Genomic DNA, 24,834 nt, shown 5'->3' on the forward strand with positions numbered 1-24,834 from the left:
CCTCTTCTACCCCATTCTGCGCAGCCGTCGCCGCCCCGCTCAGCGCTATTCCCGCGCCGATCAGGCTTACTATTAATTTGATTTTCATATATCCCCAGAAATTGCCAAAAAGATTTTATGGCCGACAATGCCCAGCAAAAAACCCGCCGAAATCGACGGTAAATTTATTTTTTATAGTTTTAATAAACCGCCGGGCTTATTACCCGACGGTGATAGTGGTTATTTCTGTGTTTTCTGATCCATAGCCATAATAAAACTGTATTCCAGCGCGTTATTTTCCAGCCGCGTCAGGCGGCCCGATTTTCCGCCGTGGCCGGCCGTCATATCGGTCGCCAGCAGCAACACTGAATCACCCTGTTTAAAACGACGCAGTTTGGCTACCCATTTGGCCGGTTCCCAATATTGCACCTGCGAGTCATACAGGCCGCTGGTGACCAGCAGGTTCGGATAGGCCTGTTTAGCCAGGTTGTCATACGGGCTATAGGACTTCATCAACGCATAGGCCTGCGGCTGATTCGGATTGCCCCACTCTTCGTATTCACCGACCGTCAGCGGAATGCTGTCGTCCAGCATGGTGGTCAGCACATCAACAAAAGGCACCTGCGCCACCACCGCGTTATACAACTGTGGTGCCTGATTAATCACCGCCCCCATCAGCAGCCCGCCGGCACTGCCCCCCATGGCGTAAATACGGCCCGGCTGACCATAACCCTGTTGGATTAATGCCTGGGTGGCGTCGATAAAGTCACTGAAGGTGTTTGGCTTATGAGTCAACTTGCCCTGTTGGTACCAGTTCTGCCCCAGCTCACCGCCACCGCGCACGTGGATTAGCGCATAAACGAAACCGCGATCCAGCAAACTAATGCGGTTGGCGCTAAAGGCCGGATCCATACTCATGCCATAGGCACCATAACCGTACACCAGCAGCGGGCTGTGCCCCGGTTTAAACAAGGCTTTGTTGTAGACCAGCGAGACCGGCACCTTCACACCGTCACGCGCGTTAATCCACACCCGTTCGCTGTGGTACTGGCTGGGATCCACTCCCTTCACTTCCTGCTGTTTTAGCAGGGTGCGCTCGCCTTTGTTGAGATCCCATTGGTATGTGCGGGTCGGGGTAGTCATCGCCGAATAGCCATAGCGCAGCTGCTGGTTGTCCGGCTCCGGGTTATAGCCCAGCCAGGCCATATAGCTGGCGTCGTCGAACGGAATACTGCGCTGGGTTTTACCGTCCCAACTGATTTGCCGTAGCTGTACCAGGCCATCAGCACGTTCCTTCACTACCAGCCAGTCGCGGAACACCGTGAAGTCTTCCACTTCACGCTTTTCCTGCGGTGCTATTAGCGTTTGCCATGGCTTGCCGACTGCCGCTGTCTGGTACAGGCCAAAATGCGGGCTTTGGTGGTTGGATCGCAGATAGAACTCACCGCGATAGTGGTCTACATAATACTCGTGGCCGTTCTTGCGCGCGGCAAACAACACCGGCGTGCTCAGAGGCTGATTAGCGTCAATCAGCCGCGCCTCGGAAGTGGTATTGCCGCTGATGGTAATAATGACGTAGTCACGTGAAGAAGAACGACCCAGGCTCAAATAGAACCCGCCATCATTTTCCTGATAGACCAGCTTGTCGTCCGCAACCGGCGTGCCGGCCTGATGGCGATAAACCTGATATGGCAACAGGGTCTGCGGGTGGTTGCGAATATAAAATAGCGTCTTGCCGTCATTGGCCCACGCCATGTCACCGGAGGTGTTTTCAATCACTTCCGGCGCCCATTTTCCGCTATCTATCTCACGCAGCGAAATCCGGTACTGCCTGCGCCCCTGCAGATCTTCAGCAATCGCCATTTGCTGGTTATCCTGGCTGATCGCCATCCCGCCCAGACGATAATAATCCTGCCCTGCCGCACGCTGATTGGCGTCCAGCAAGGTTTGCCACGGCGCATCGGCAGTCAGGGCTTGTCGCTGATACAGGGCAAAATCTTTGCCCGCCGCGTAACTTTCCTGATAGCGATACCCATTAAGTTGGTAGGGCACCGAGCGATCTTCCGGGCTGATGCGGCCCAGCATTTCCTGATACAGGCTATCGCGCAGTTTTTTATACGGCTGCATCATCTGCTCGGTATAACGGTTTTCCGCCGTCAGATAATTCAGCACCTTTTTATTTTGCCGGCTGTCGTCACGCAGCCAATAATAATCATCCACCCGGGTTTCCCCCTGGGCGGTTAATGGGTGCGGGATAATCTCGGCGCTGGGCGCCAACGGCTGCGCCCAGGCGGCCTGGCCCAATAAGCTCAATGAAATCACGGCATAGGTGGCCGCACGCCAACGCTGGCGGCCCGACAGAAGTGTTTGTTTCATGGTCCCTCACGATAGTTTGGCATCAGCAGCTCCCTTTTGTTTGGGTAAACAAAAGAACGCGGCTCACGAAATAAATTATTGGCTGGCGTCCAGCGCCGCCAGATTAAAATCTATGGGCATCGTTACCTGAACGTTGCCCTGCCGCAGCATTTCGACCGGTGGTGGCGGCAGTGGCTGCGCCCGCATGACCACGGCCAGTGCCTCACGATCCAGCGAGGCGGTACCCGACGGGGCATGCAAGGTCAGATCGAAAACCCGTCCCTGTGCATCCACGGAAAAAGACACCTGCAGCATACCGGTACGGCGGCGGCGCTGCGCATCCGGCGGATAACGCTTGATGCGGTTTAGCATTCCCTTTACCCGGCTTTCCCACGACAGCCTGACCTGTTCGCTGCTTGCGGAATCGCTGTTCAGCGGTGCGGCCGTCTGCCTGGCTATGCTCAAGGCTTTCGGTGCGGCAGCGCTGGATGCAGCGGCGTGCCTGATCTCTTTCACCTGCTGTTCCGGCTTCGGCTGGGCTTTCTGCGGTGGCTGGTGTTCGGTTCGCTTTTTCTCAGCCACGCTGATTTTGGTCTTTTCGGCCCGCGCCAACTTGGGCAAATCGGGTTGATCCTGCGGCTCGGCCGGTTGTGCCGCTGCAGACTCGGCCTGTTGCACACCCAACGGCAGCGGCTTGGGGCTTTCCGGTGCTTCAATCTGCGTCGCCCAACTCATCATCACCGCCGGTGGCGCTAACGGCATTGGCGGCAGCGGCTGGGGTGGCCAATAAAACAGCAGTACCAGCGCCACATGTGCCGCTATCGCACATAAAAATCCGCGCGCCCAGCGCGGCTGTGGCATGGAGGCGAGCGGATAAGATAAAGACGGACTCGGCATAGGGATATTAGATTGCTTAATTACGAATGATTTTAGATCTCATTTGCTAATGATAATCATTTGTAATTTGTATTAACAGTTCTTTTCACCGTCTTAACCTAATCATTTACCCTCAGGGTTAACCGCTGGGGTAACCCACAGGTAATCCGCCACCTGCTTATCGACCTGTACACCGGGCTCAACCAGCATCAACACGGTTGGCAACGCTGTCGGCTGCAGATCCTGCACGTGTAGCGGCACCCCCACCGATTTGGAAGCATGATAACCGCCGGCAATCAGCAGCGTCGGCGTCGGCGCGGCCAGTAAACGTTCGGCCATACGTCGATCGCGTTGCTGCTGGATCGCCAGCATGGCATGCAGTTGTTGAGGCTCAATTTTCCCACCGTGCGAAGTGCGGATAGTTTCTTCCAGCGCTTTCTGCACCGCCGGACGCACTGACAGTTGGCCCTGCGGGAAAACCGGCTGCTGATAAAACGCCATGATTTCATCGCGATCCAGGTTGGCCGACCACAGCGGGTACGGTGCGCGCATCGCCGCCATCGTCAAATCCCCGTACAGCGGCCATTTCCAGCCTGGTTGCCAGTCAATCAACTCCGCCACGCGCTCATCACGCACTCTCGGATTACCCTGCAGCCACTGTTTCACCTGACTCACTTTGGCCTGCTGATTCGGGTTAATCATCTCCATCAGTACGCTGCCCTGCGGCCGCTGCTGCGGTAAGTTTTCCACCAGCCACAGTTCAATCTGGTGGTGGTATGGGTTGTCATGCTTTTCTCCGACGATAACCCGTGGCTGAGCGGCCAATCGGGTCAGCAGTTGCTCGGGGGACAAACTTTCGCCGCTGCGCAAGTCGGTAATTTTCCCCAGGTTATCAAGGCTGTTTTTCGGCGAGGAAACCGGTGCCTGACTACAGGCGCCCAGTGTCAGCGCGGCCAATAAAATCAAAAATCTCATCATGCTGCCCTTGTAATAAAAGTGGCGACATTATAGATAATAATTATCATTTGCATATAGAAAGCCACCTGTCCTGAGACGCTGATAACGGTTTTTGCTTTATGGTTTCCGCTCACACATTGATTTCATGAAGTATTGCGGGTATAACTGATAGCCATTTAGCTGTTTAGACGTCTATACGGATAGAATATTATGCACTCAGCCGTTCCCGCCGAAGGGCAGTTCAAACGCACCATGAAGGCCCGACATCTGGTGATGCTGTCGCTGGGCGGCGTGATTGGTACCGGGCTGTTCTTCAACACCGGCTATATCATTTCCACTACCGGTGCTCTCGGCACCCTGTTGGCCTATCTGATCGGCGCATTGGTGGTCTATCTGGTGATGCTGTGCCTGGGTGAACTGTCGGTGGCGATGCCGGAAACCGGCGCCTTCCACGTCTACGCATCACGCTATCTTGGCCCGGCCACCGGTTACACCGTCGCCTGGCTGTACTGGCTGACCTGGACGGTCGCGCTGGGTTCCAGCCTGACCGCCGCCGGTTTCTGCATGCAGTATTGGTTCCCGCAATCACCGGTGTGGCTGTGGTGTTTGATCTTCTGCGCGGCGATTTTCCTGCTTAACGTGGTCACGACCCGCTTCTTTGCTGAGAGCGAATTCTGGTTCTCGCTGATCAAGGTCGTTACCATTCTGGCGTTTATCATCCTCGGCGGTGCGGCCATGTTCGGCCTGTTGCCGATGAAAGACGGCACGCCAGCCCCCTTCCTGCATAACCTGACCGCCTCCGGCTGGCTGCCAAACGGCACCTTGCCGATCCTGATGACCATGGTGGCCGTGAATTTCGCATTCTCCGGCACTGAGCTTATCGGCATTGCCGCCGGTGAAACCGAGAACCCGGAAAAGGTGGTGCCCTGGGCGATACGTACCACGGTGATCCGCCTGATGCTGTTCTTTATCGGGACGGTATTTATTCTGGCGGCGCTGATCCCGATGGATCAGGCCGGGATTGTCAAAAGCCCGTTTGTGCTGGTGTTTGAACGCATCGGGGTGCCCTATGCCGCCGATATCTTTAATTTCGTGATCCTGACCGCCATCCTGTCGGCAGCCAATTCGGGCCTGTACGCGTCGGGCCGCATGCTGTGGTCGCTGGCCAACCAGCGCACCCTGCCGGCCTATTTCTCCCGCGTGAATAAACGCGGTATCCCGATCAACGCGCTGACCTTCAGCATGCTCGGCGGCGTACTGGCATTGCTGACCAGCGTGATCGCCCCGGACACGGTGTTCGTGGCGCTGTCGGCAATTTCCGGTTTTGCGGTGGTGGTGGTCTGGTTGAGCATCTGCGCCTCGCACTTCGCTTTCCGCCGTCATTATGTCCGCAGCGGCCAGCCCATTTCCGGTCTGAAATACCGCGCGCCGGGTTACCCGCTAACGCCGATCGTTGGTTTCACCCTGTGCCTGCTGGCCTGCGTCGGGCTGGCGTTCGATCCGGAGCAGCGCATCGCGCTTTACTGCGGGCTGCCCTTTGTCGCCCTGTGCTACATCGCCTATTACCTGACCCGCCGTGCCGGGCAAAAAACCTCTCTGGGAGAGAATCATGTCGGTTAACAACCCTGTCGCCACACTCTTGAGCGCCCACCCTACGCTGATTTTAGACGGCGCACTGGCCACCGAACTGGAAGCCCGCGGCTGCGATCTGAGCGATCCGCTGTGGTCGGCAAAAGTGCTGATTGAAAACCCTGAGCTGATTTATCAGGTGCATCTCGACTATTTCAACGCCGGAGCGCAGTGCGCCATCACCGCCAGCTACCAGGCAACACCGCAGGGCTTTCTGCGCCGTGGTTTGGATCAAGCGCAGTCACTGGCGCTGATCGCCAAAAGCGTGCAGTTGGCGCAGCAGGCGCGCAGCGATTATCTGGCACAACACCCGCAGGCCGCACCGCTGCTGATTGCCGGCTCGGTAGGCCCCTATGGCGCTTATCTGGCCGATGGGTCTGAATATCGCGGTGATTACTCGCTGCCGCAGGAAGAGATGATCGCCTTCCACCGCCCGCGCATCAGCGCACTGGCCGAGGCCGGGGTGGATTTACTGGCCTGCGAGACTCTGCCATCCTTCAGCGAACTGCAGGCGTTGCTGACGCTGTTGGAAGAGTTCCCAACCCTGGGTGCCTGGTTCGCTTTCACCCTGCGCGACAGTCAACACCTCAGCGACGGGACGCCGCTGACCGAGGTCATGGCAGCGCTGCAGGCGAATCCACAGGTGCTGGCGATTGGCATTAACTGCATTGCGCTGGAAAATGTGGCCCCGGCGCTGCAGCAATTTGCCGCACTGGCTGACAAGCCGCTGCTGGTCTATCCGAACTCGGGTGAACACTACGACGCTGTGAGCAAAACCTGGCATGCCTGTGGGGGGGCGCACGGCAGTCTGATTGATCAAATCGGCGAATGGCAACGCATCGGCGCCCGGCTGATTGGCGGCTGTTGCCGCACGACACCGCAGGATATCCACCAGATCGCCACGCGCTGCAGGGCATAAAATAAAAAAATCCTCCGGCGCCGAAACGCTGGAGGCTTGTAGTCACTTAAGGCTTATAACGGCGTGGTCTGCGCTTCCACCACGGCCAGCGCGACCATGTTGACGATGCGGCGTACCGAGGCGATTGGCGTCAGGATGTGTACCGGTTTCGATACCCCCATCAGCACCGGCCCCACGGTAACGCCTTCGGAAGAAGATACGCGCAGCAGGTTGTAGCTGATACGCGCCGCTTCCATATTCGGCATGATCAGCACGTTGGCCGCCCCTTTCAGCGGGCTATCCGGCATCAGATCGTTACGGATGCTTTCCACCAGCGCGGCGTCACCGTGCATCTCACCGTCAATCTCCAGCTCCGGTGCCATCTTGTTCACCAGCTCCAGCGTTTTACGCATCTTGCAGGCCGCCGGGTTATCGGAAGAGCCAAAGCTGGAATGAGACAGCAGCGCCACCTTGGGTTCAATCCCGAAACGGCGCACGGTTTCCGCCGCCATCAGGGTGATTTCTGCCAGTTGCTCCGGCGTCGGATCGTCATTGACATAGGTGTCGGCAATAAAGGTGTTGCCGCTTGGCAGCAGCAGCGCATTCATCGCCCCGGCAACGTGCGCCCCTTCGCGGAAACCAAACACTTTCTCGACCACGTCGTAATGCTCGTGATAGCTGCCGATGGTGCCGCAGATCATCGCATCCGCCTCGCCGCGATGCAGCATGATGGCAGCGATCAGCGTTGGGTTACCAATTACCGCACGACGCGCCTGTTCCTGAGATACGCCACGACGCTTCATGATCTGGTAATACTCGCCCCAGTATTCGTTAAAGCGTGGGTCGGACTCGTTGTTCACCACTTCAAAGTCTTTACCCGGCGTCAGTTGCAGGCCGAGTTTTTGCAGCCGCATTTCAATCACGCTCGGACGACCAACCAGGATTGGATAGGCCAGCCCCTGCGACACCAGTTCCTGAGTCGCATGCAGTACCCTTTCCTCTTCCCCTTCCGCCATCACCACGCGCTTCATTTCTTTCTTCGCCTGGGAGAAGATCGGCTTCATGAACAGGTTGGTTTTGTAGACGAACTCGGACAATTTTTCGACATAGGCATCAAAGTCTTCGATCGGACGTGTCGCCACGCCGGACTCCATCGCCGCCTTGGCAACCGCCGGGGCGATTTTAACAATCAGGCGCGGATCGAAAGGCTTGGGAATGATGTATTCGGGGCCAAATGACAGGTCCTGATCGCCATAGGCCGAAGCCACCACGTCGCTCTGTTCTGCCAGTGCCAGATCGGCAATCGCATGCACGCAGGCCAGCTTCATTTCTTCGTTGATGGTGGTCGCGCCCACGTCGAGCGCACCGCGGAAGATGAACGGGAAGCACAAGACGTTGTTGACCTGGTTCGGGTAGTCGGAACGGCCGGTACAGATAATGGCATCCGGACGCACGGCTTTCGCCAGCGGCGGCAAGATCTCCGGTTCCGGGTTGGCCAGCGCCATGATCAACGGATCCCTGGCCATGGTTTTCACCATATCCTGGGTCAACACGCCCGGACCGGAACAGCCGAGGAAGATATCGGCATCCGGGATAGCATCCCCCAGCGTCCGCTGGCCGTTGTCTTCGATGGCGTAGGCCGCTTTGGTCTGTTCCATGTTGGCGTCGCGACCTTTGTAGATCACCCCTTTGGAGTCGCAGACGGTAATGTTCTGCTGGCGCAACCCCAGCGCCACCAGCAGGTTCAAACAGGCGATCGACGCCGCGCCGGCACCGGAAACCACCAGTCGCACGTCGGAAATATTCTTTTTCACTACCCGCAGGCCGTTCAGCACTGCGGCGGTGGTGATAATGGCGGTACCGTGCTGATCGTCATGGAATACCGGGATTTTCATGCGCTCACGCAGTTTCTGCTCGATGTAGAAACACTCCGGCGCTTTGATGTCTTCCAGGTTGATACCGCCAAAGGTGGGCTCCAGCGCGGCGATGATGTCGATCAGCTTGTCAGGGTTTAGCTCATCCACTTCGATATCAAACACGTCGATGCCGGAAAACTTCTTGAACAGGACGCCTTTCCCTTCCATTACCGGCTTACCGGCCAAGGCACCGATATTACCCAGCCCCAGCACCGCCGTACCGTTGGAAATCACCGCCACCAGGTTGCCGCGTGCGGTGTATTTGTAGGCCGCGAGAGGATCGGCAGCAATTTCCAGACAAGGGGCTGCGACGCCCGGCGAGTAGGCCAGCGCCAGATCGCGTTGCGTTGCCAGCGGTTTGGTTGGAGATACCTGGATCTTCCCTGGGGTCGGATACTGGTGAAAATCAAGCGCACTCTGTTTGAGCTGTTCGTCCATTATGGGTTCCTATGCTTTTTGCTTTTATGTTGAGGTAAGACTTGTAAACCTTTAAGGCTAGACCAGTATAGTGAGAGAAACGTCACAAACTTTGAAGCGGGCCATAACCTTGATCGAAATAGTTTTTTAAAAGTAAAAAAAGAAGTACCACAGGAGGGAAAAGAAAAACACTCCGTCAGTGCGACTGATAGTGAGTTTGATAACAAAGTTGTTTTTTAGCTCGAGATACCCGGGCCTAGCGCACCGAGGGGCGCTCCGGCAGCCAAGGCTGCTACGACCCCTTCGGCACGCTCTCCCTAATATCGGGCATCATCAGTAGTCTGAATACCGTCAGTGCGACGGCAGTTGGGCTCGCCAGGCATTGAGCGTCGCCACCCGGCCTGCGCAAATTTGTAACGAGGTTTGTAGTGCCAGCGTGTAACTCAGCGCATCGCCCCAGGTGTTACCCAGCAGCTGCGGTTGCTCGCACGGGGTAAACACCGACTCAGGGGGCAACAGCACCACCGGCGCTGCCGTCTGCGGGGGTTGGCCGCAAGAGCTCAATAACAGCGCCAGGCATAGGCTGCCCAGCACAGGCATCATTTTTAATCGCTTCACGATATTTCCTCTGGTAGACGTCGCTTTGCTGACGCAACTGCTGTTCCTGCTGCTGCTGAGCCGCCATCAGCGCCCGGTTCTGTGCATCCTGGGTTTGCAGCGTGGCAATCAACCCCGCCTGCTGCGCCAGGGTCTTCTGCTGTTCGCTCGCCTGCTGTCGCATCAGATCCAGCCGATGCGACAACAGCGAGCTATAAGCGGCCAGGCTGATGGCTGCCAACAGCAGCAGCAACAATCCCCCCTGCGCCAACCGGCTCAGCCAGCCGCTCATGCCGGGTAATCCCTGAAGGAAAGCTGGAAGTGTGGCCCGTCCTTCAGCGTTTTCCATTCGCCCCCCCACTCAACGTTAACCGCACATTCGCGTGCCGCACGGCGCACCGCCACCGCGATTTGCGCGTAATAGTCCCATTCCCACGACACCACGCCCGCCGGCATCGCCACCACATCCACCGCGTGACCGGTCAAATGCCGGCTTTTTAGCGTCTGGCTTTGACCACCGCGTACCAGATCGCGCTGACGCGCCATGGTACGCAGCCCCTCGGTGATGGAAAACGGCACCAACGAGTAATGCAGTGCCAGCCGTATCACCCGTACCAGATCCGGGTGAACGCCAATTAAATTCGCCTCACTGCGGGCGGTAAACCGAATATCTTCAATTTCATTTATCATTTTTAAGCCCCGTTTTTTTTCCTATGATTTTTTTAATTAATGCGCTGATATAATCGGCCCCAAGAAAGCCAATCAGTACGCTGGCAAGATTCGCCCACTTTAATTCCAACCCGGCCAGCGCTAATGCATCGCGTACCGTCCAGGCCAATAATGCACACATGCCGGCATTTAATAATCGGCGCCGCATACCTACGTTGCGGTAAGCTCCGTGCAATAACGCCATGATGCCCGCCAAAATGGCATTCATCACCGGCTGCAGATATTCACATGCTCGCTGGATAATTAAGCCAACAGCGTCTGGCTCTAAACTGGACATAGCTGAACTCCTATTTTATTTTAATTAACTGCCAATCACGGCCGGTGGGGTATCGGTACATTCAGAATCTAGTTAAGGATGCTATAACAAAGCAAATGAATAAATACAGTCTCTAAGTTCAAATTGATTCATGCTCAGCCATGGCACAACAACTCGTGGGAAATAACGGCGTCGAGCGATAAAAAATTCATCTTTACTGTGATTTTTTTCGACTTCTCTTTATTGGAAAAATAAACATTAATAGCGGCGAGAGAATTGCTCTCAATAACAACAAACCTCAACCCTGGAGAAATACCATGTCCGAACGTAAAGCCGTTATTGGTTATTATTTTATTCCGACCAACCAAATTAATAACTATACCGAGTCTGATACTTCAATCGTGCCCTTCCCGGTATCCAACATCACACCGGCCAAGGCCAAACAGCTGACCCACATTAATTTCTCGTTCCTCGACATTAACAGCAATCTGGAATGCGCCTGGGACCCGGCGACTAACGACGCCAAGGCGCGCGACGTGGTCAGCCGGTTAACCGCGCTGAAGGCACACAACCCCAGCCTGCGGATCATGTTCTCCATCGGTGGCTGGTATTACTCCAACGATCTGGGCGTTTCCCATGCCAACTATGTCAACGCGGTGAAAACCCCGGCGGCACGTACCAAATTCGCTCAATCCTGCGTCCGCATCATGAAAGATTACGGTTTTGACGGCGTAGACATTGACTGGGAATATCCGCAAAGCAGCGAGGTGGACGGCTTTGTCGCCGCGCTGCAGGAGATCCGCACCCTGCTTAACCAGCAAACCCTGGCTGACGGTCGTCAGGCGCTGCCTTACCAACTGACCATTGCCGGGGCCGGCGGCGCTTTCTTCCTGTCGCGTTACTACAGCAAGCTGCCGCAGATCGTCGCCTCACTCGATTACATCAACCTGATGACCTACGATCTGGCCGGCCCGTGGGAGAAAATCACCAACCACCAGGCGGGACTGTTCGGCGACAGCGCCGGGCCAACCTTCTATAACGCGCTGCGTGAAGCCAACCTGGGCTGGAGCTGGGAAGAACTGACCCGCGCCTTCCCCAGCCCGTTCAGCCTGACGGTAGATGCGGCGGTACAACAGCATCTGATGCTGGAAGGCGTGCCAAGCAACAAAATCGTCATGGGTGTGCCGTTCTACGGTCGCGCGTTCAAGGGCGTCAGCAGCAGCAACGGCGGCCAGTACAGCAGCCACAGCACCCCGGGGGAAGATCCGTTCCCGGGCACCGACTATTGGTTGGTGGGCTGTGAAGAGTGTGTGCGCGATAAGGATCCGCGCATCGCCTCCTACCGCCAACTGGAACAAATGCTATTGGGCAACTACGGCTATCAGCGCCTGTGGAACGACAAGACCAAAACGCCGTACCTGTATCACGCGGCCAATGGCCTGTTTGTTACCTACGACGACGTCGAAAGTTTCAAGTACAAGGCGAAATACATCAAGCAGCAGCAACTGGGCGGCGTGATGTTCTGGCATCTGGGCCAGGATAACCGTAACGGTGACCTGCTGGCGTCGCTGGACCGCTATTTCAACGCGACGGACTACGATGACAGTCAACTGGATATGGGCACCGGCCTGCGTTATACCGGCGTTGGTCCGGGTAATTTACCGATCATGAGCGCCCCGGCTTACGTTGCCGGTACCACCTATAACCAGGGGGCGCTGGTGTCTTATCTTGGCTATGTCTGGCAGACCAAGTGGGGCTTCATCACTTCCGTACCCGGTTCGGACAGCGCCTGGCTGAAAGTGGGCCGCGTGGCATAACGGCAGGTTGCCGCATTAAAAAACCCCGGGGCCGATGGCAACGGGGTTTTTATTGCATTAAACGTTTAATTTTCGCATCCCTTCGTGGTCAATTCCCTCAGTTGTTACACCAAGGGTAACCCCCGTCACGTATCACTTCGCGTCCCATCAGGCTAAAGACGTCGCTTTTACGCGTCAGTCGCTCATGCCACCAGCTAAATCCGGCGCCCTTGCTGGCCGGGTGCCAGGCCAGCCAAATCATTTCGTCCCCCTTTTGCATATCGACCGGCACCGTCACCAGCTCACCGCTCGCCAACTCTTTTTCTATCAGCGCCGGTGGCAGGAAGCCGTGACCAATGCCGCGCTTCAACAGCGACAGCTTACTTTCGACGTCGCACACCACCAGTTGACGCTGTAACGGCATGGTGCCGTGGTTACGCTTGGGCAGTTCGTGGCTGCTGTCGGCAATCACCACCACGATATCGTTCAGCCGCTGGTTTTTATCCACCGGCTTTTTCTGCGCCGCAAAGGGATGCGAAGGTGAAACACAGAGCACAAAATTCAGTTTGCCGAGCATCAGCGTTTTGGCCTGCACGCTGTCCGGGATCTGGCCGATGGCGATAATCAAATCCGCCCGGTTGTTCTTCAGGGCGTCCCAGGTACCATTCAGTGCTTCACGCTGTACGGAAATGTTGGCATTTGGACTGTGCTGGATATAGTCACGGATATCCTGGGTGATAGTTTCCAGTGGAAAGAAATTATCGACGACGATGCGGATATTATTATCGAATTTCGGGATGTTTCTTACCCTACTCTCAAGATCCTGCACCGCATTTAAAATCCAGCTGCCCTCTTGCAACAGGAATTCCCCTTCATCTGTCAGGGTAATCATCGGGCCATTACGATGAAAAAGTTTCACGCAGAGTTTACTTTCAATATTGGAAACCCTATAGGATATCGCCGACGGCGTTTTATGCAGTGCCTCCGCCGCCATTGAGAAAGAGCCGGTACTTTTTATGGTGCTGATTATTTTAATCGCATCCAGGGATAATCTAGTCATACAAATTCCTCTTTGAAATAAAATAAGAAAAAATTGACACTAAATTCCCAAGTGGTTGGCGCGTAAAAGTCGTTCAAGTCACACAAGAGTAAGTCAAACCACAAGCAATATACTCCATATCGGAGAGCGTCATCTGAAAGACTATTCATCGAACCTTTAAATAAAATTCATCATGACGCCGTTTTTTTAGACAGCAGTATTTAAATAAATTCAACCAAGAAACGAAAGGCAATCATCATAATAATTTTAGTTAATAGCCTATAAAACATTCCATCCTGACAGCCGAGACTAAGAGTAAAAATAAAACAAGCCGCCAAGAATGATGTTTTTAATTTCGTTAATAACCTCTCATTTCACCGGTGAAATAAACCCGACTTACAATACAACTTCAGTCAGGAGTGACTTATGAACAATACTTCTCGTACCCTTATGTCCCTTGGCCTGTTGAGCGCCGCACTGTTTGGCGTATCACAACAGGCTGCCGCCCACGGCTATGTCGAAACCCCGGCCAGTCGTTCCTACCAGTGCAAGCTACAACTCAATACCCAGTGCGGCAGCGTGCAATACGAACCGCAGAGTGTTGAAGGGTTGAAAGGCTTCCCACAGGCCGGTCCGGCAGATGGGCATATCGCCAGCGCCGACAAATCCACCTTCTTCGAGCTGGATCAGCAAACGCCGACCCGCTGGAACAAGATCAACCTGCACACCGGTGCCAACTCCTTCACCTGGACGCTCACTGCTCGCCATAGCACCACCAGCTGGCGTTATTTCATTACCAAACCAAACTGGGATGCCTCCCAGCCGCTGACCCGTGCATCGTTTGACCTGACGCCGTTCTGTCAACAGAACGACGGCGGCGCGATCCCTGCTGCGCAGGTCACCCACCACTGCAACATACCGGCAGACCGTAGTGGTTCGCACGTGATCCTCGCCGTGTGGGATGTGGCAGATACGGCCAATGCCTTCTATCAGGCAATTGACGTTAATTTGACTAAATAATAAGGAGGGGGAATACCGCAGGGTTCAGCCGGGTGCTGAACCCTTTTTTATTGTCTGTCTCCGCTATAAGCCTGGTTTTCGGGGATCCATAGTTCTTATCCATTGCAACAATCAGAAAAAGCGCATTTTAATCGGCGGGCTTCTGATGCAGTGTGTGCAGCCTACGATGGAAAACGTTCTCATTTCCCTACATTGACGTTTGGTCAAGGAGCTTATAAATGAATCAACTGGATGCACTCAAGCAGCTAACCACGGTGGTAGCCGACAGCGGCGATATCGAATCGATCCGCCAGTTCGAACCGCAAGACGCCACCACCAACCCTTCACTGATCCTGAAGGCCGCTGCACTGCCTCAGTATAAGCCACTGATCCTCGAAGCCCTGAGCTATGCCCGCCAGCAAGGTGGCAGCAAAGAAACCCAATTGATTAATGCCTGCGACAAACTGGCGGTCAATATCGGCGTCGAAATCCTGAAAAGCGTACCGGGCCGCATTTCCACCGAAGTGGATGCCCGCCTGTCCTTCGACCGCGGTATGTGTGTGGCCAAGGCACGTAAACTGATGGCGCTGTATCAGCAACAGGGCATCGATAAGTCACGTATTCTGATCAAACTGGCTTCTACCTGGGAAGGCATCAAAGCCGCCGAGGAGCTGGAAAAAGAAGGCATCAATACCAATCTGACGCTGCTGTTCTCTTTCGCCCAGGCCCGCGCCTGCGCCGAAGCCGGCGTGTTCCTGATTTCACCTTTCGTTGGCCGTATCTATGACTGGTATCAGGCTAAACAGCCTGCGGCTGACTACGACGCAGAGCAGGATCCTGGCGTAAAATCAGTGCGCAACATTTATGAATACTACAAACAGCACCGTTATCAGACGGTGATCATGGGCGCCAGCTTCCGCAAGGTAGAGCAAATTCTGGCCCTGGCCGGCTGCGATCGCCTGACCATCGCACCAAACCTGCTGGAACAACTCAAGCACAGCGAGCAACCGGTCGAGCGTAAATTGACGCCATCCACCGAAGGTTTCCATCAGCCTGCCCCACTGGCCGAAGCTGACTTCCGTTGGCAGCACAATCAGGACGCCATGGCGGTTGAAAAACTGGCCGAAGGTATCCGCCTGTTCGCCGTTGACCAGCAAAAGCTGGAAGATATGCTGGCCGCTGAACTGTAATCACACTGGAGTAAAACATGTCCTCTCGTAAAGAGCTTGCCAACGCCATCCGCGCACTCAGCATGGACGCCGTACAAAAAGCAAATTCCGGCCACCCGGGTGCACCTATGGGCATGGCGGACATCGCCGAAGTCCTGTGGCGTGACTACCTGAACCACAACCCGACCAACCCGCACTGGGCTGACCGTGACCGCTTCGTCCTCTCCAACGGCCATGGCTCCATGCTGATTTACAGCCTGTTGCACCTCACCGGCTACGACCTGCCGATGAGCGAGCTGGAAAACTTCCGCCAGCTGCACTCCAAAACCCCGGGCCACCCGGAATACGGCTACACCCCGGGCGTGGAAACCACCACCGGCCCACTGGGTCAGGGCATCGCCAACGCCGTCGGTTTCGCCATTGCCGAACGCACCCTGGGCGCGCAGTTCAACCGCCCGGGTCATGACATCGTCGACCACCACACCTACGCCTTTATGGGCGACGGCTGCATGATGGAAGGCATCTCCCACGAAGTCTGTTCGCTGGCCGGTACCCTCAAGCTCGGCAAACTGACCGCGTTCTACGATGACAACGGCATCTCCATCGACGGTCACGTCGAAGGCTGGTTCACCGACAACACCGCCGAGCGCTTTGAAGCCTACGGCTGGCACGTGGTGCGTCACGTTGACGGCCACAACCCGGACGCCATCAAGGCCGCCATTGAAGAAGCCCGCAAGGTCACCGACAAGCCGTCGCTGCTGATGTGCAAAACCGTGATTGGTTTCGGTTCCCCGAACAAGGCCGGCACCCACGACGTGCACGGTGCTGCACTGGGCGCCGCCGAAGTGGCCGCCACCCGCGAAGCGCTGGGCTGGAAATACGCCGCCTTCGAAATCCCGCAGGACATCTATGCCCAGTGGGATGCCAAAGAAGCCGGCAAGGCCAAAGAAGCGGCCTGGAACGACAAGTTCGCCGCCTACGCGAAAGCCTTCCCTGAACTGGCTGCCGAGTTCAAACGCCGTGTGAACGGTGAACTGCCGGCCAACTGGAAAGCCGAAGCCAAAGCCTTCGTGGAAAAACTGCAGGCCAACCCGGCCAATATCGCCAGCCGCAAGGCCTCGCAGAACGCGCTGGAAACCTTCGGCAAGGTGCTGCCGGAATTCCTCGGCGGCTCCGCTGACCTGGCACCAAGCAACCTGACCATGTGGTCCGGCTCCAAACCACTCAACGAAGACCTGGCGGGTAACTACATCCACTACGGCGTGCGCGAGTTCGGCATGACCGCCATCACCAACGGCATCGCGCTGCACGGCGGCTTCCTGCCGTACTCGGCGACCTTCCTGATGTTCGTGGAATACGCCCGTAATGCGGTGCGTATGGCGGCGCTGATGAAAATCCGCAACGTGTTCGTCTACACCCATGACTCCATCGGTCTGGGCGAAGACGGCCCGACGCACCAGCCGGTTGAGCAGATGGCCAGCCTGCGCGTGACCCCGAACATGAGCACCTGGCGTCCGTGTGACCAGGTGGAGTCGGCGGTAGCCTGGCAGTACGGCATCGAGCGCAACGACGGCCCGACCACGCTGATTTTCTCACGTCAGAACCTGACCCAGCAGCCGCGTACCGCAGAGCAACTGGCCAACGTTTACCGTGGTGGTTATGTCCTGAAGGACTGCGCCGGGACGCCGGACGTCATTCTGATTGCCACCGGTTCGGAAGTGGGTATCACCGTGGAAGCGGCAGACCAGCTGACTGCGGCGGGCCGCAAGGTGCGCGTGGTCTCCATGCCGTCTACCGATGCGTTCGACAAGCAGGATGCGGCCTACCGTGAATCCGTGCTGCCGGCGGCGGTTAGCGCACGCGTGGCGGTAGAAGCGGGTATCGCGGACTACTGGTACAAGTATGTGGGCCTGAACGGCGCCATCGTGGGCATGACCAGCTTCGGCGAGTCTGCCCCGGCAGAGCAGCTGTTCAAAGAGTTTGGCTTCACCGTGGACAACGTGGTGGCCAAGGCGCTGGCACTGCTGAAATAGTTCCCTCTCCCCCTGGAGAGGATGAAGCCATCAGCCCGGCACATTGCCGGGCTTTTTCGTTCTGGCTGAAGCTCTTTTTATATCTCATATTCGCCCTTACCCCCAATTGAGTTAATCATAATCAGGTATCTTATACCTTTGTTTTATTAAAACTGACGTCACAGCAATCATAAAGATATAATTAAAATAAAATAACTCCCGCGATAGTTTATTAAGAAATCAGTTGCGGTGCCGTTTATTGATTTTTAATGCCATTATTTTTATTGCAAAACGGCACATTAATAAATACCTCATATAACCAATGAGACTGTGATCCTTCGTTCAAGTCGGACACATTTAAATAGAAAAAACAAAATATTTAATATAATCATATCGCTACAAATAAAAGAATCAAAATACAATAGCCAATGGCTATCGAAACTTACTTTTTGATCGATGACACCGATAGATTTAATCGATCAAAAGAAAGAAATTAATAGATTGAACGATACGAATATAGCGTGTAATTTTCATTCCTATTTTAAAACCCAGAAATATCAAAATAAAAAAACAAAAAGAAAATGTATCCTTCCGCATTTGGAATCACCAAGAACAATTACACATGGATAGTTACACTCAACATAAAGGAAGCGCCATGATTATTATCAGTGAAATACTTGGAAACATAAATAAGAACAAAGAGTGGCAAGACAAGATCCGTGGAACCTCTCCAGACTACCTCATCCTGGATTCGGCACAGTTGGAAAAAGAATGTCATCAACACTCTACCCATGATGGGCTGAAACTGGCCATATTTATGCCACCCAACAGCAGGCTGGCGGATGGGGACATTTTAATCTGGGATGAAGAGACCGAAATCGCCGTTATCGTGAAGGTTATCTCACATGACATTATGGTGATTAACCTGCAACGCCTGCTCTCCACCAATTCAGATGCCATCATTCACTATGCATTCAAACTGGGTTTGATTTTAGGACAACATAAACTGCACGCCATGATAAAGAATAATCTGGTTTATGTCCCGATCACTATCGCCACCAGCACGTTAGACGCCATGTTCAAAGAGAACAGTTTCCACTCGCTGTCCTATTGGTATGTCAACGGCACCGATATTTCATCGCTGTTAACCCCTAATGAAATTGATCTCCTATTCGACGGTATCTTTCCCTATCGCCATGTATGACGTCAGGGTCTCTCCCCCCATACACCGCCAGCATTCTTTTTATAAATCAGAGGTCATTCACCCAAACGACAAAACATGAACGCCCCAAAAGTCTATGCGATAAAAGGAGTTTTCCATGGCAATTAATATGAAGATTTTTATTAATGAGATGCTTAAATGGATAGAGGGCAATTTGGGAGCCGAGCTGAATATAAAGACCATTGCAAAAAAATCCGGCTACAGCAGATTCCACATTCAACGGCTTTTCAAGTTGCATGCAGGGCTAACGCTTGCCCAATATATCAGAATGCGTCGCGTCACTGAGGCGGCGATCGCACTGAGATTTACCGACAGAAAAATCATGGATATCGCACTGGATTATGGCTTTGACTCTCAACAGGTTTTTACTCGGACATTCAAAAAACAGTTAAAAACCACGCCAGGCGAGCTGAGGAGAAGCAAGCAATTAAACAATAACCGGCTCTGTTACTCATTGTACATGCCGACGATGGTACAAAAACCCTCGACAATCCAGGCTAACGCCCACAAGCCTAACTAACGCACGTTGGATTCATCTCGCCGTTCGCCGGCGAGATGAATAGTCTGTCTCAGTCCATAATCCGATGAATTTGCAGGTACTGCAGCAGCATAATGGTCTTGCCGTCTTTCATGCGCCCGTCGGCGATCATCGCCACCGCCTCGGTGAAGGGCAGTTCCACCACTTCAATATCTTCGTCTTCGATACCGCCGCCAGCCGCATGACGCTCGTCGTCATGGTATTCGGCGATAAAGAAATGAATAATTTCAGTCACGCCACCCGGCGACATATAGGCTTCGAAAACCTTCTTCACCTCACCGACCTGAAAACCGGTTTCTTCCACCGCTTCACGTCGCGCGCACTGTTCCGGTGAATCCGCATCCAGCAGGCCCGCACAGGCCTCCAGCAGCATGCCACTCTCATTGCCGTTAACATAGGTCGGCATGCGGAATTGATTGGTCAGTACCACCGTGCCCTTGGCGCGGTTATACAGCAAAATGGTCGCACCGTTACCACGATCGTAGACTTCGCGCATCTGCTGAACGGAACCGCCATCCTTGCGCTTGAGATCAAAAGTATATTTGTGCAGTACATACCAGTTATCCGACAACAGCTCTTTTTTCACATTCTCAATTTTCGCCGACATGAACCCTTCTTCTTTTCCGTTAGCTGAAACGCAAAAATGATACCGCGATTAAGCTTCGAAGTGACAACGGATTTGCAACAAAAAACCCCGTAGCTCATACAGAACCACGGGGTTTTTACCCTCAAAAGTATTTAGAAGCCGTTGGGTACGTCGCGCATATCCGGCAGCTTATGGGCGATCCCCTTGTGGCAATCGATACAGGTTTTGCCTTCGGTTATCGCCTTGTCGTGCATCTTCGCCGCCACGGTTTTTTGCGCGGTAAAGTCCATATATTCAAAATTATGGCAGTTGCGGCACTCTTGCGAGTCATTGGCCTTCATTCGTGCCCATTCATTGCTCGCCATCGCTAACCGATGCTGGTCAAACTTCTGTGGCGTATCGATCAGCCCGAACGCTTTGGCGTACAACTCCTTGCTGGCCTTAATCTTACGCAGCATTTTCGGCCCCCACTCATGCGGCACGTGGCAATCCGGACAGGTGGCACGCACGCCACTGCGGTTGTTGTAATGCACCGTGCCCATGTATTCCTCATAGACGTTTTCGCGCATTTCATGACAGCCGATACAGAACTGTTCGGTATTCGCTGCTTCCATGCCGGTATTAAAACCGCCCCAGAAGATGATGCCGGCGCCAAAGCCGAGCAACAGCAGCGTACCCAGCGCCAGGCGGCTTGGCCTGCGCCACCAGCGCCAGATCCGCAACAGGCGGCCGGGCTTTTTCTCAGTGGTGGTGTGTTTGTCTTCGCTCATAGCTCCCCCGCTTAATGCCCAAAGCCCGGCATGGGCTGGAAATCATTGCCGACAATCGGCGCCGCATCGGTTTGCGGTACGTGGCACTGCAGACAGAAATAGCGACGTGGCGCGACTTCGCTCAGCACCTTGCCGTCCCGGTCCATAAAATGCGTCGGGCTGATACGCGGCGCACCGGTGGTGCGGTAATGTTCCACGCCGTGGCACTGCAGGCAGCGGTTGGTGTTCTTGCTGATCTGATAGCCATCCACGCTATGCGGGATCATCGGCGGCTGATTGACGTAGTTCAGCGCCATCCGTTCCTGCTGCTTTGGCATCGAGATCGGCCCGCTGGCAGTCGAGGACACTTCCGGAGACTTACTGAGATCGACATCACTGGCAGCAAACGCCAGGCCGGCAAAGGCCAGCGACAACAGGGTCACCCACAGGGCAAACGTCTTTTTCACAACAGGGCTTTTCATTTTTATTTGGCTCCCGGGTCATTAAATAAGGTGTTCATCGCGCAATTCGTCAGCCTCACACCTTCTCCAACTTCACCGCGCATTTCTTGAAATCGACCTCTTTGGAAAGCGGATCGGTGGCGTCCAGCGTCAGGTTATTGACCAGCTGCGCCGCATCAAAGAACGGCATATACACCAGCCCTCTTGGCGGACGGTTGCGGCCGCGAGTTTCGACCGTGCTGATCAATTCGCCACGGCGCGACAGCACCCTGACCTTCTCGCCACGGCGCAGGTTGCGGCTTTTGGCGTCCAGCGGATGGATAAACACCACCGCCTGCGGGAAGGCACGGTGCAGCTCGGGTACCCGGCGCGTCATCGAACCGGTATGCCAATGTTCCAGCACCCGACCGGTGGATAACCAAAGGTCATATTCTTTATCCGGACTTTCCGCCGCCGGTTCGAATGGCAGCGCGAAGATCACCGCCTTGCCGTCCGGCTTGCCGTAGAAACGCACTTCTTCTCCGGCTTTAACGTAGGGGTCAGTCCCTTCGCGGTAGCGCCACAGCGTCTCTTTGCCCTCCACCACCGGCCAGCGCAGACCGCGAGCCTGATGATAGCTATCGAACGGCGCCAGATCGTGCCCATGACCGCGACCAAAACCGGCATATTCTTCAAACAGCCCTTTTTGCAGATAGAAGCCGAAGTCGCGAGCTTCATCGTTAAGCTGATCCGCCGGGATCTCCGTCAGCGGGTATTTATTGACCTCACCGTTGGCGAACAGCACGTCGTACAGCGTTTTGCCGCGATATTCCGGTTTCTGCGCCAGCAGTTCGGCCGGCCACACTTCTTCCACCGTAAAGCGTTTGGAGAACTCCACCAGTTGCCACAGATCGGATTTGGCCTCGCCCGGCGCTTTCACCTGCTGGCGCCAGAACTGAGTACGGCGCTCCGCATTACCGTAGGCCCCCTCTTTCTCCACCCACATGGCGGTCGGCAGGATCAGGTCGGCTGCCAGGGCGCTGACGGTCGGGTAAGGATCCGACACCACCACAAAATTGCGCGCATCGCGCCAGCCCGGCATCCGGTCTTCATTGATATTCGGCCCGGCCTGCATGTTGTTGTTGCACATCACCCAGTAAGCGTTCAGCGTGCCGTCTTTCAGCGCGCGATCCTGCGCTACCGCATGCAACCCGACTTTGGCTGGAATGGTACCGGCCGGCAGTTGCCACTTCTGCTCGGCGGTCTGCCGATGTTTTTCGTTGGTGACCACCATGTCGGCCGGCAGACGGTGGGCAAAGGTGCCCACTTCACGGGCGGTGCCGCAGGCGGAAGGCTGGCCGGTCAGTGAGAATGGCCCACAGCCCGGTTTGGAGATTTTGCCGGTCAACAGATGCAGGTTGTAGCACAGGTTGTTGGCCCATACGCCGCGCGTATGCTGGTTAAAGCCCATGGTCCAGTACGACACCACCTTGATGTTCGGATCGGCATACAGTTTTGCCAGCGCTTCCAGTTGGTCTTCCGGCACGCCGCTCATTTTGGCCGTTTTTTCCAGCGTGTAGTCCGCGACAAAGGCTTTGTATTCTTCGAAGCTCATCGGGTCCGAAGCGTCGCTACCGGGGTTTTTCGCCGCTTTTTCCAATGGGTCGGTTGGGCGCAGGCCGTAACCGATATCCGTCGCGCCACGGCGGAAGTTGACGTGCCGATTAAGGAAGTCCTGATCTACCGCGTTATTTTGAATGATGTAATTGGCGATGTAGTTCATGATCGCCAGATCGGTCTGCGGCGTGAACACCATGCCGTTGTCCGCCAGTTCGAAGCTGCGATGCTCAAAAGTCGACAGGACCGATACGTTGACCTTCTCATTGCTCAGGCGGCGGTCAGTGATGCGCGACCACAGGATCGGGTGCATCTCCGCCATGTTGGAGCCCCACAGCACAAAGGCATCGGCCTGCTCGATATCGTCATAGCAGCCCATCGGCTCGTCCATGCCGAAGGTGCGCATAAAGCCCACTACCGCTGACGCCATACAGTGACGGGCATTCGGATCCAGGTTATTGGAGCGTAGCCCGGCTTTGAGCAGTTTGGCGGCGGCATAGCCTTCCCACACCGTCCACTGACCGGAACCGAACATGCCAACGGCCTCTGGGCCTTTCTCTTTCAGGGCCTGCTTGAACTTTTCGGCCATGATGTCGAAAGCCTGCTGCCAACTGACCGGCGTGAACTCGCCTTCCTTGTGGTACTGGCCGTCTTTCATGCGCAGCAGTGGTTGAGTCAGACGATCTTTGCCGTACATGATCTTTGGCAGGAAATAGCCTTTGATGCAGCTCAACCCACGGTTGACCGCCGCTTCCGGATCGCCCTGTGAGGCCACAATGCGGCCGTTCTGGGTACCGACCAGCACGCCACAACCGGTGCCGCAGAAACGACAGGGCGCTTTGTCCCATTTTATAGAGTCGGCGCTGCCTGCCGCCGCCTGCACCACCGTAGGAATAGTCAGCCCGGCGGCTGCCGCAGCGGCGACCGCGGCGTTTGCTTTCATGAAGTCTCGACGACTGAGTTTCATGGCGTTACCTCACCTTGAGTGTCCTGCTGGTGATAAACCAGCGATACCGCCAGCACGCCATCCAAATTGCGTACCGACTCAATTTTTTCCAGCAGCTGATGGGAACAAGCTGCCTGCATCACCACCACCAGCTTGCCGTGCTGCTGGTCCTGGGCCGGAATTTCCGTGTCTGCGATCGCCAGCAAGTCAGCGACCAGCCTTGGAATTTTTTCCGGCCGTGCCTGCACCACCAGCCCGCTGACGTGCCATTCGTTATTCATCATTATTTTCGCTCTGGGTTAGGGTAACGGCACCGGCCGGACAACCGGCGACACAGGCGCCACAGCCAGTGCAGGCCGTGACTTCCAGCACGGGTTGAGCCATTTCGCCCAGACGGGGCCGAAAGCGGATCGCCTGGGTCTCACAGCTATCCTGACAACTGCGGCATTCCACGCCCCGCTGCGCCAGACAACCACTACCGAATACCGCATGTTGTTGCCAGGGTGTTTCTGCCAACGGGCGAAATAGCGGTTCTTCGCAGGCCTGCACGCAGCGTCCGCAGAAGGTACATTCTGCTCGTTGAAAATCAATTTCGGGAAAACCGCCGCTGCCGCTAATCAGCACCCCGGTTTCGCAGGCGCGAACGCAGGCCTGGCAGCGAGTGCAACCGGTAATAAAAAGGGATTCTCGCAGCGACCACGGGGGGCGGATCGCTGCGGCTGGCTGACGCCATTGTCCACCGAGCAGGTTACGCCGTGACAATACGGTCATGCTGTTATCCTCGACATTGCAAACACGCCATCGCGCGTAAATATACCCGTCATCTTTCAAGCTGCAGCGTTGTTACCTGCACTCGCTCACCCCAGTTACTTACTAAAGTAAGCGCCTGGGGATGAGCGAGCTGGCCGCCTAGCTGCAGCTTGAAAGCTATAGGGTATAGGGTATAGAACCTGTTTTTGTATTGTTATTGTAGTCGTTACCAAGGAGTTTCCAGTTGTCGTTAAAGACATTAAAAACGGCAGGCATAAACCTTGATAAATACGGGGGTAAGATAATATCAGTTCGGGGGGTATATAATCCCCCTAAAGGGGTAAATGCAGGAGTAGTTTGCG

At 55.2% G+C, this 24,834-nt stretch carries 23 protein-coding genes and 1 pseudogene; 8 read left to right on the top strand and 16 right to left on the bottom strand.

Going from position 1 to position 24,834, the window contains the following annotated elements:
- Window positions 1-6: 6 nt before the first annotated feature.
- The 4 genes and pseudogenes from ACNT1W_RS19770 to ACNT1W_RS19785 form a co-directional block, all read right to left on the bottom strand.
- Window positions 7-24: pseudogene (locus ACNT1W_RS19770) on the bottom strand (hypothetical protein).
- Window positions 25-219: 195 nt separating this feature from the next.
- Window positions 220-2,355 carry a S9 family peptidase gene (locus ACNT1W_RS19775; RefSeq protein WP_419246045.1) on the bottom strand — a complete coding sequence of 712 codons (2,136 nt, stop codon included), beginning with the start codon at window positions 2,353-2,355 and terminating at the stop codon, window positions 220-222.
- Window positions 2,356-2,430: 75 nt separating this feature from the next.
- Window positions 2,431-3,231, bottom strand: a complete 801-nt coding sequence (locus ACNT1W_RS19780; RefSeq protein WP_419246046.1) for a TonB family protein — start codon at window positions 3,229-3,231, stop codon at window positions 2,431-2,433.
- A gap of 102 nt (window positions 3,232-3,333) precedes the next feature.
- Window positions 3,334-4,185: a ChaN family lipoprotein gene (locus ACNT1W_RS19785; RefSeq protein WP_261131848.1), complete on the bottom strand. Its 852-nt coding sequence runs from the start codon at window positions 4,183-4,185 to the stop codon at window positions 3,334-3,336.
- A gap of 192 nt (window positions 4,186-4,377) precedes the next feature.
- Here ACNT1W_RS19785 and mmuP point away from each other — a divergent pair, with 192 nt between their 5' ends.
- Together mmuP and mmuM are read left to right on the top strand one after the other, a co-directional pair.
- The gene (mmuP, locus tag ACNT1W_RS19790) at window positions 4,378-5,787 is read left to right on the top strand and encodes an S-methylmethionine permease (protein ID WP_012146182.1); all 1,410 of its coding nucleotides are present in this window, start codon (window positions 4,378-4,380) and stop codon (window positions 5,785-5,787) included.
- Complete coding sequence (mmuM, locus tag ACNT1W_RS19795) at window positions 5,777-6,715, top strand: homocysteine S-methyltransferase (RefSeq protein WP_112362331.1); 939 nt, start codon at window positions 5,777-5,779, stop codon at window positions 6,713-6,715. Before mmuP ends, mmuM begins: the two co-directional genes overlap by 11 nt.
- Before the next feature lie 53 nt (window positions 6,716-6,768).
- Here mmuM and maeB read toward each other — a convergent pair whose 3' ends face one another.
- The 5 genes from maeB to ACNT1W_RS19820 form a co-directional block, all read right to left on the bottom strand.
- Window positions 6,769-9,048 (bottom strand): NADP-dependent oxaloacetate-decarboxylating malate dehydrogenase, encoded by a 2,280-nt coding sequence (gene maeB / locus ACNT1W_RS19800; protein ID WP_012146184.1) that lies wholly within the window; start codon window positions 9,046-9,048, stop codon window positions 6,769-6,771.
- A 330-nt stretch (window positions 9,049-9,378) separates the two neighbouring features.
- Window positions 9,379-9,552 carry a hypothetical protein gene (locus tag ACNT1W_RS19805; protein WP_037424075.1) on the bottom strand — a complete coding sequence of 58 codons (174 nt, stop codon included), beginning with the start codon at window positions 9,550-9,552 and terminating at the stop codon, window positions 9,379-9,381.
- Window positions 9,533-9,916, bottom strand: a complete 384-nt coding sequence (locus tag ACNT1W_RS19810; protein WP_419246047.1) for a hypothetical protein — start codon at window positions 9,914-9,916, stop codon at window positions 9,533-9,535. Before ACNT1W_RS19810 ends, ACNT1W_RS19805 begins: the two co-directional genes overlap by 20 nt.
- Window positions 9,913-10,314: a M15 family metallopeptidase gene (locus tag ACNT1W_RS19815; RefSeq protein ID WP_012146186.1), complete on the bottom strand. Its 402-nt coding sequence runs from the start codon at window positions 10,312-10,314 to the stop codon at window positions 9,913-9,915. The genes ACNT1W_RS19810 and ACNT1W_RS19815 overlap by 4 nt, the downstream gene beginning before the upstream one ends.
- A complete protein-coding gene (locus ACNT1W_RS19820; protein ID WP_012146187.1) occupies window positions 10,304-10,630 on the bottom strand; it encodes a phage holin, lambda family in 327 nt (108 codons plus the stop codon). The genes ACNT1W_RS19815 and ACNT1W_RS19820 overlap by 11 nt, the downstream gene beginning before the upstream one ends.
- 296 nt (window positions 10,631-10,926) lie before the next feature.
- Between ACNT1W_RS19820 and ACNT1W_RS19825 the strand changes: the two genes are divergently transcribed.
- The gene (locus ACNT1W_RS19825) at window positions 10,927-12,426 is read left to right on the top strand and encodes a glycosyl hydrolase family 18 protein (protein ID WP_259191010.1); all 1,500 of its coding nucleotides are present in this window, start codon (window positions 10,927-10,929) and stop codon (window positions 12,424-12,426) included.
- Between the two features lie 97 nt (window positions 12,427-12,523).
- Here ACNT1W_RS19825 and ACNT1W_RS19830 read toward each other — a convergent pair whose 3' ends face one another.
- Window positions 12,524-13,465, bottom strand: a complete 942-nt coding sequence (locus ACNT1W_RS19830) for a LysR family transcriptional regulator (protein WP_012146189.1) — start codon at window positions 13,463-13,465, stop codon at window positions 12,524-12,526.
- A 405-nt stretch (window positions 13,466-13,870) separates the two neighbouring features.
- On the opposite strand from ACNT1W_RS19830, the gene ACNT1W_RS19835 reads away from it, so the two are divergent.
- The 5 genes from ACNT1W_RS19835 (at window position 13,871) to ACNT1W_RS19855 (ending at window position 19,366) form a co-directional block, all read left to right on the top strand.
- Complete coding sequence (locus tag ACNT1W_RS19835; protein ID WP_012146190.1) at window positions 13,871-14,464, top strand: lytic polysaccharide monooxygenase; 594 nt, start codon at window positions 13,871-13,873, stop codon at window positions 14,462-14,464.
- A 218-nt stretch (window positions 14,465-14,682) separates the two neighbouring features.
- Entirely contained in the window at window positions 14,683-15,633 is a 951-nt protein-coding gene (gene tal, locus ACNT1W_RS19840) for a transaldolase (RefSeq protein ID WP_261097768.1), read from the top strand.
- A 17-nt stretch (window positions 15,634-15,650) separates the two neighbouring features.
- Window positions 15,651-17,645, top strand: coding sequence for a transketolase (gene tkt, locus ACNT1W_RS19845; protein WP_419246048.1), 1,995 nt, complete (start codon window positions 15,651-15,653; stop codon window positions 17,643-17,645).
- A 634-nt stretch (window positions 17,646-18,279) separates the two neighbouring features.
- Window positions 18,280-18,828 carry an urease accessory protein UreE gene (gene ureE, locus ACNT1W_RS19850; protein WP_165366710.1) on the top strand — a complete coding sequence of 183 codons (549 nt, stop codon included), beginning with the start codon at window positions 18,280-18,282 and terminating at the stop codon, window positions 18,826-18,828.
- A gap of 115 nt (window positions 18,829-18,943) precedes the next feature.
- Window positions 18,944-19,366: a helix-turn-helix domain-containing protein gene (locus tag ACNT1W_RS19855; RefSeq protein ID WP_218217467.1), complete on the top strand. Its 423-nt coding sequence runs from the start codon at window positions 18,944-18,946 to the stop codon at window positions 19,364-19,366.
- 49 nt (window positions 19,367-19,415) lie between these two features.
- Here the strand turns inward: ACNT1W_RS19855 and nudK are convergent, their stop codons facing one another.
- The 6 genes from nudK to napF all read right to left on the bottom strand — a co-directional run bounded on the left by nudK (window position 19,416) and on the right by napF (window position 24,493).
- On the bottom strand, window positions 19,416-19,991 hold the full coding sequence (nudK, locus tag ACNT1W_RS19860; RefSeq protein ID WP_012146195.1) for a GDP-mannose pyrophosphatase NudK: 576 nt from the start codon (window positions 19,989-19,991) through the stop codon (window positions 19,416-19,418).
- A gap of 131 nt (window positions 19,992-20,122) precedes the next feature.
- Entirely contained in the window at window positions 20,123-20,740 is a 618-nt protein-coding gene (gene napC / locus ACNT1W_RS19865) for a cytochrome c-type protein NapC (protein ID WP_012146196.1), read from the bottom strand.
- 11 nt (window positions 20,741-20,751) lie between these two features.
- On the bottom strand, window positions 20,752-21,201 hold the full coding sequence (napB, locus tag ACNT1W_RS19870; RefSeq protein WP_012146197.1) for a nitrate reductase cytochrome c-type subunit: 450 nt from the start codon (window positions 21,199-21,201) through the stop codon (window positions 20,752-20,754).
- Between the two features lie 55 nt (window positions 21,202-21,256).
- Window positions 21,257-23,743 carry a nitrate reductase catalytic subunit NapA gene (gene napA, locus ACNT1W_RS19875; RefSeq protein ID WP_261097760.1) on the bottom strand — a complete coding sequence of 829 codons (2,487 nt, stop codon included), beginning with the start codon at window positions 23,741-23,743 and terminating at the stop codon, window positions 21,257-21,259.
- Complete coding sequence (gene napD / locus ACNT1W_RS19880) at window positions 23,740-24,006, bottom strand: chaperone NapD (RefSeq protein ID WP_012146199.1); 267 nt, start codon at window positions 24,004-24,006, stop codon at window positions 23,740-23,742. Before napD ends, napA begins: the two co-directional genes overlap by 4 nt.
- The gene (gene napF / locus ACNT1W_RS19885) at window positions 23,996-24,493 is read right to left on the bottom strand and encodes a ferredoxin-type protein NapF (protein ID WP_261131499.1); all 498 of its coding nucleotides are present in this window, start codon (window positions 24,491-24,493) and stop codon (window positions 23,996-23,998) included. The genes napD and napF overlap by 11 nt, the downstream gene beginning before the upstream one ends.
- Between the last annotated feature and the right edge of the window lie 341 nt (window positions 24,494-24,834).

It is taken from the genome of Serratia sp. NFX21 (assembly GCF_048517035.1).
GTDB classification, from domain to species: domain Bacteria; phylum Pseudomonadota; class Gammaproteobacteria; order Enterobacterales; family Enterobacteriaceae; genus Serratia; species Serratia quinivorans.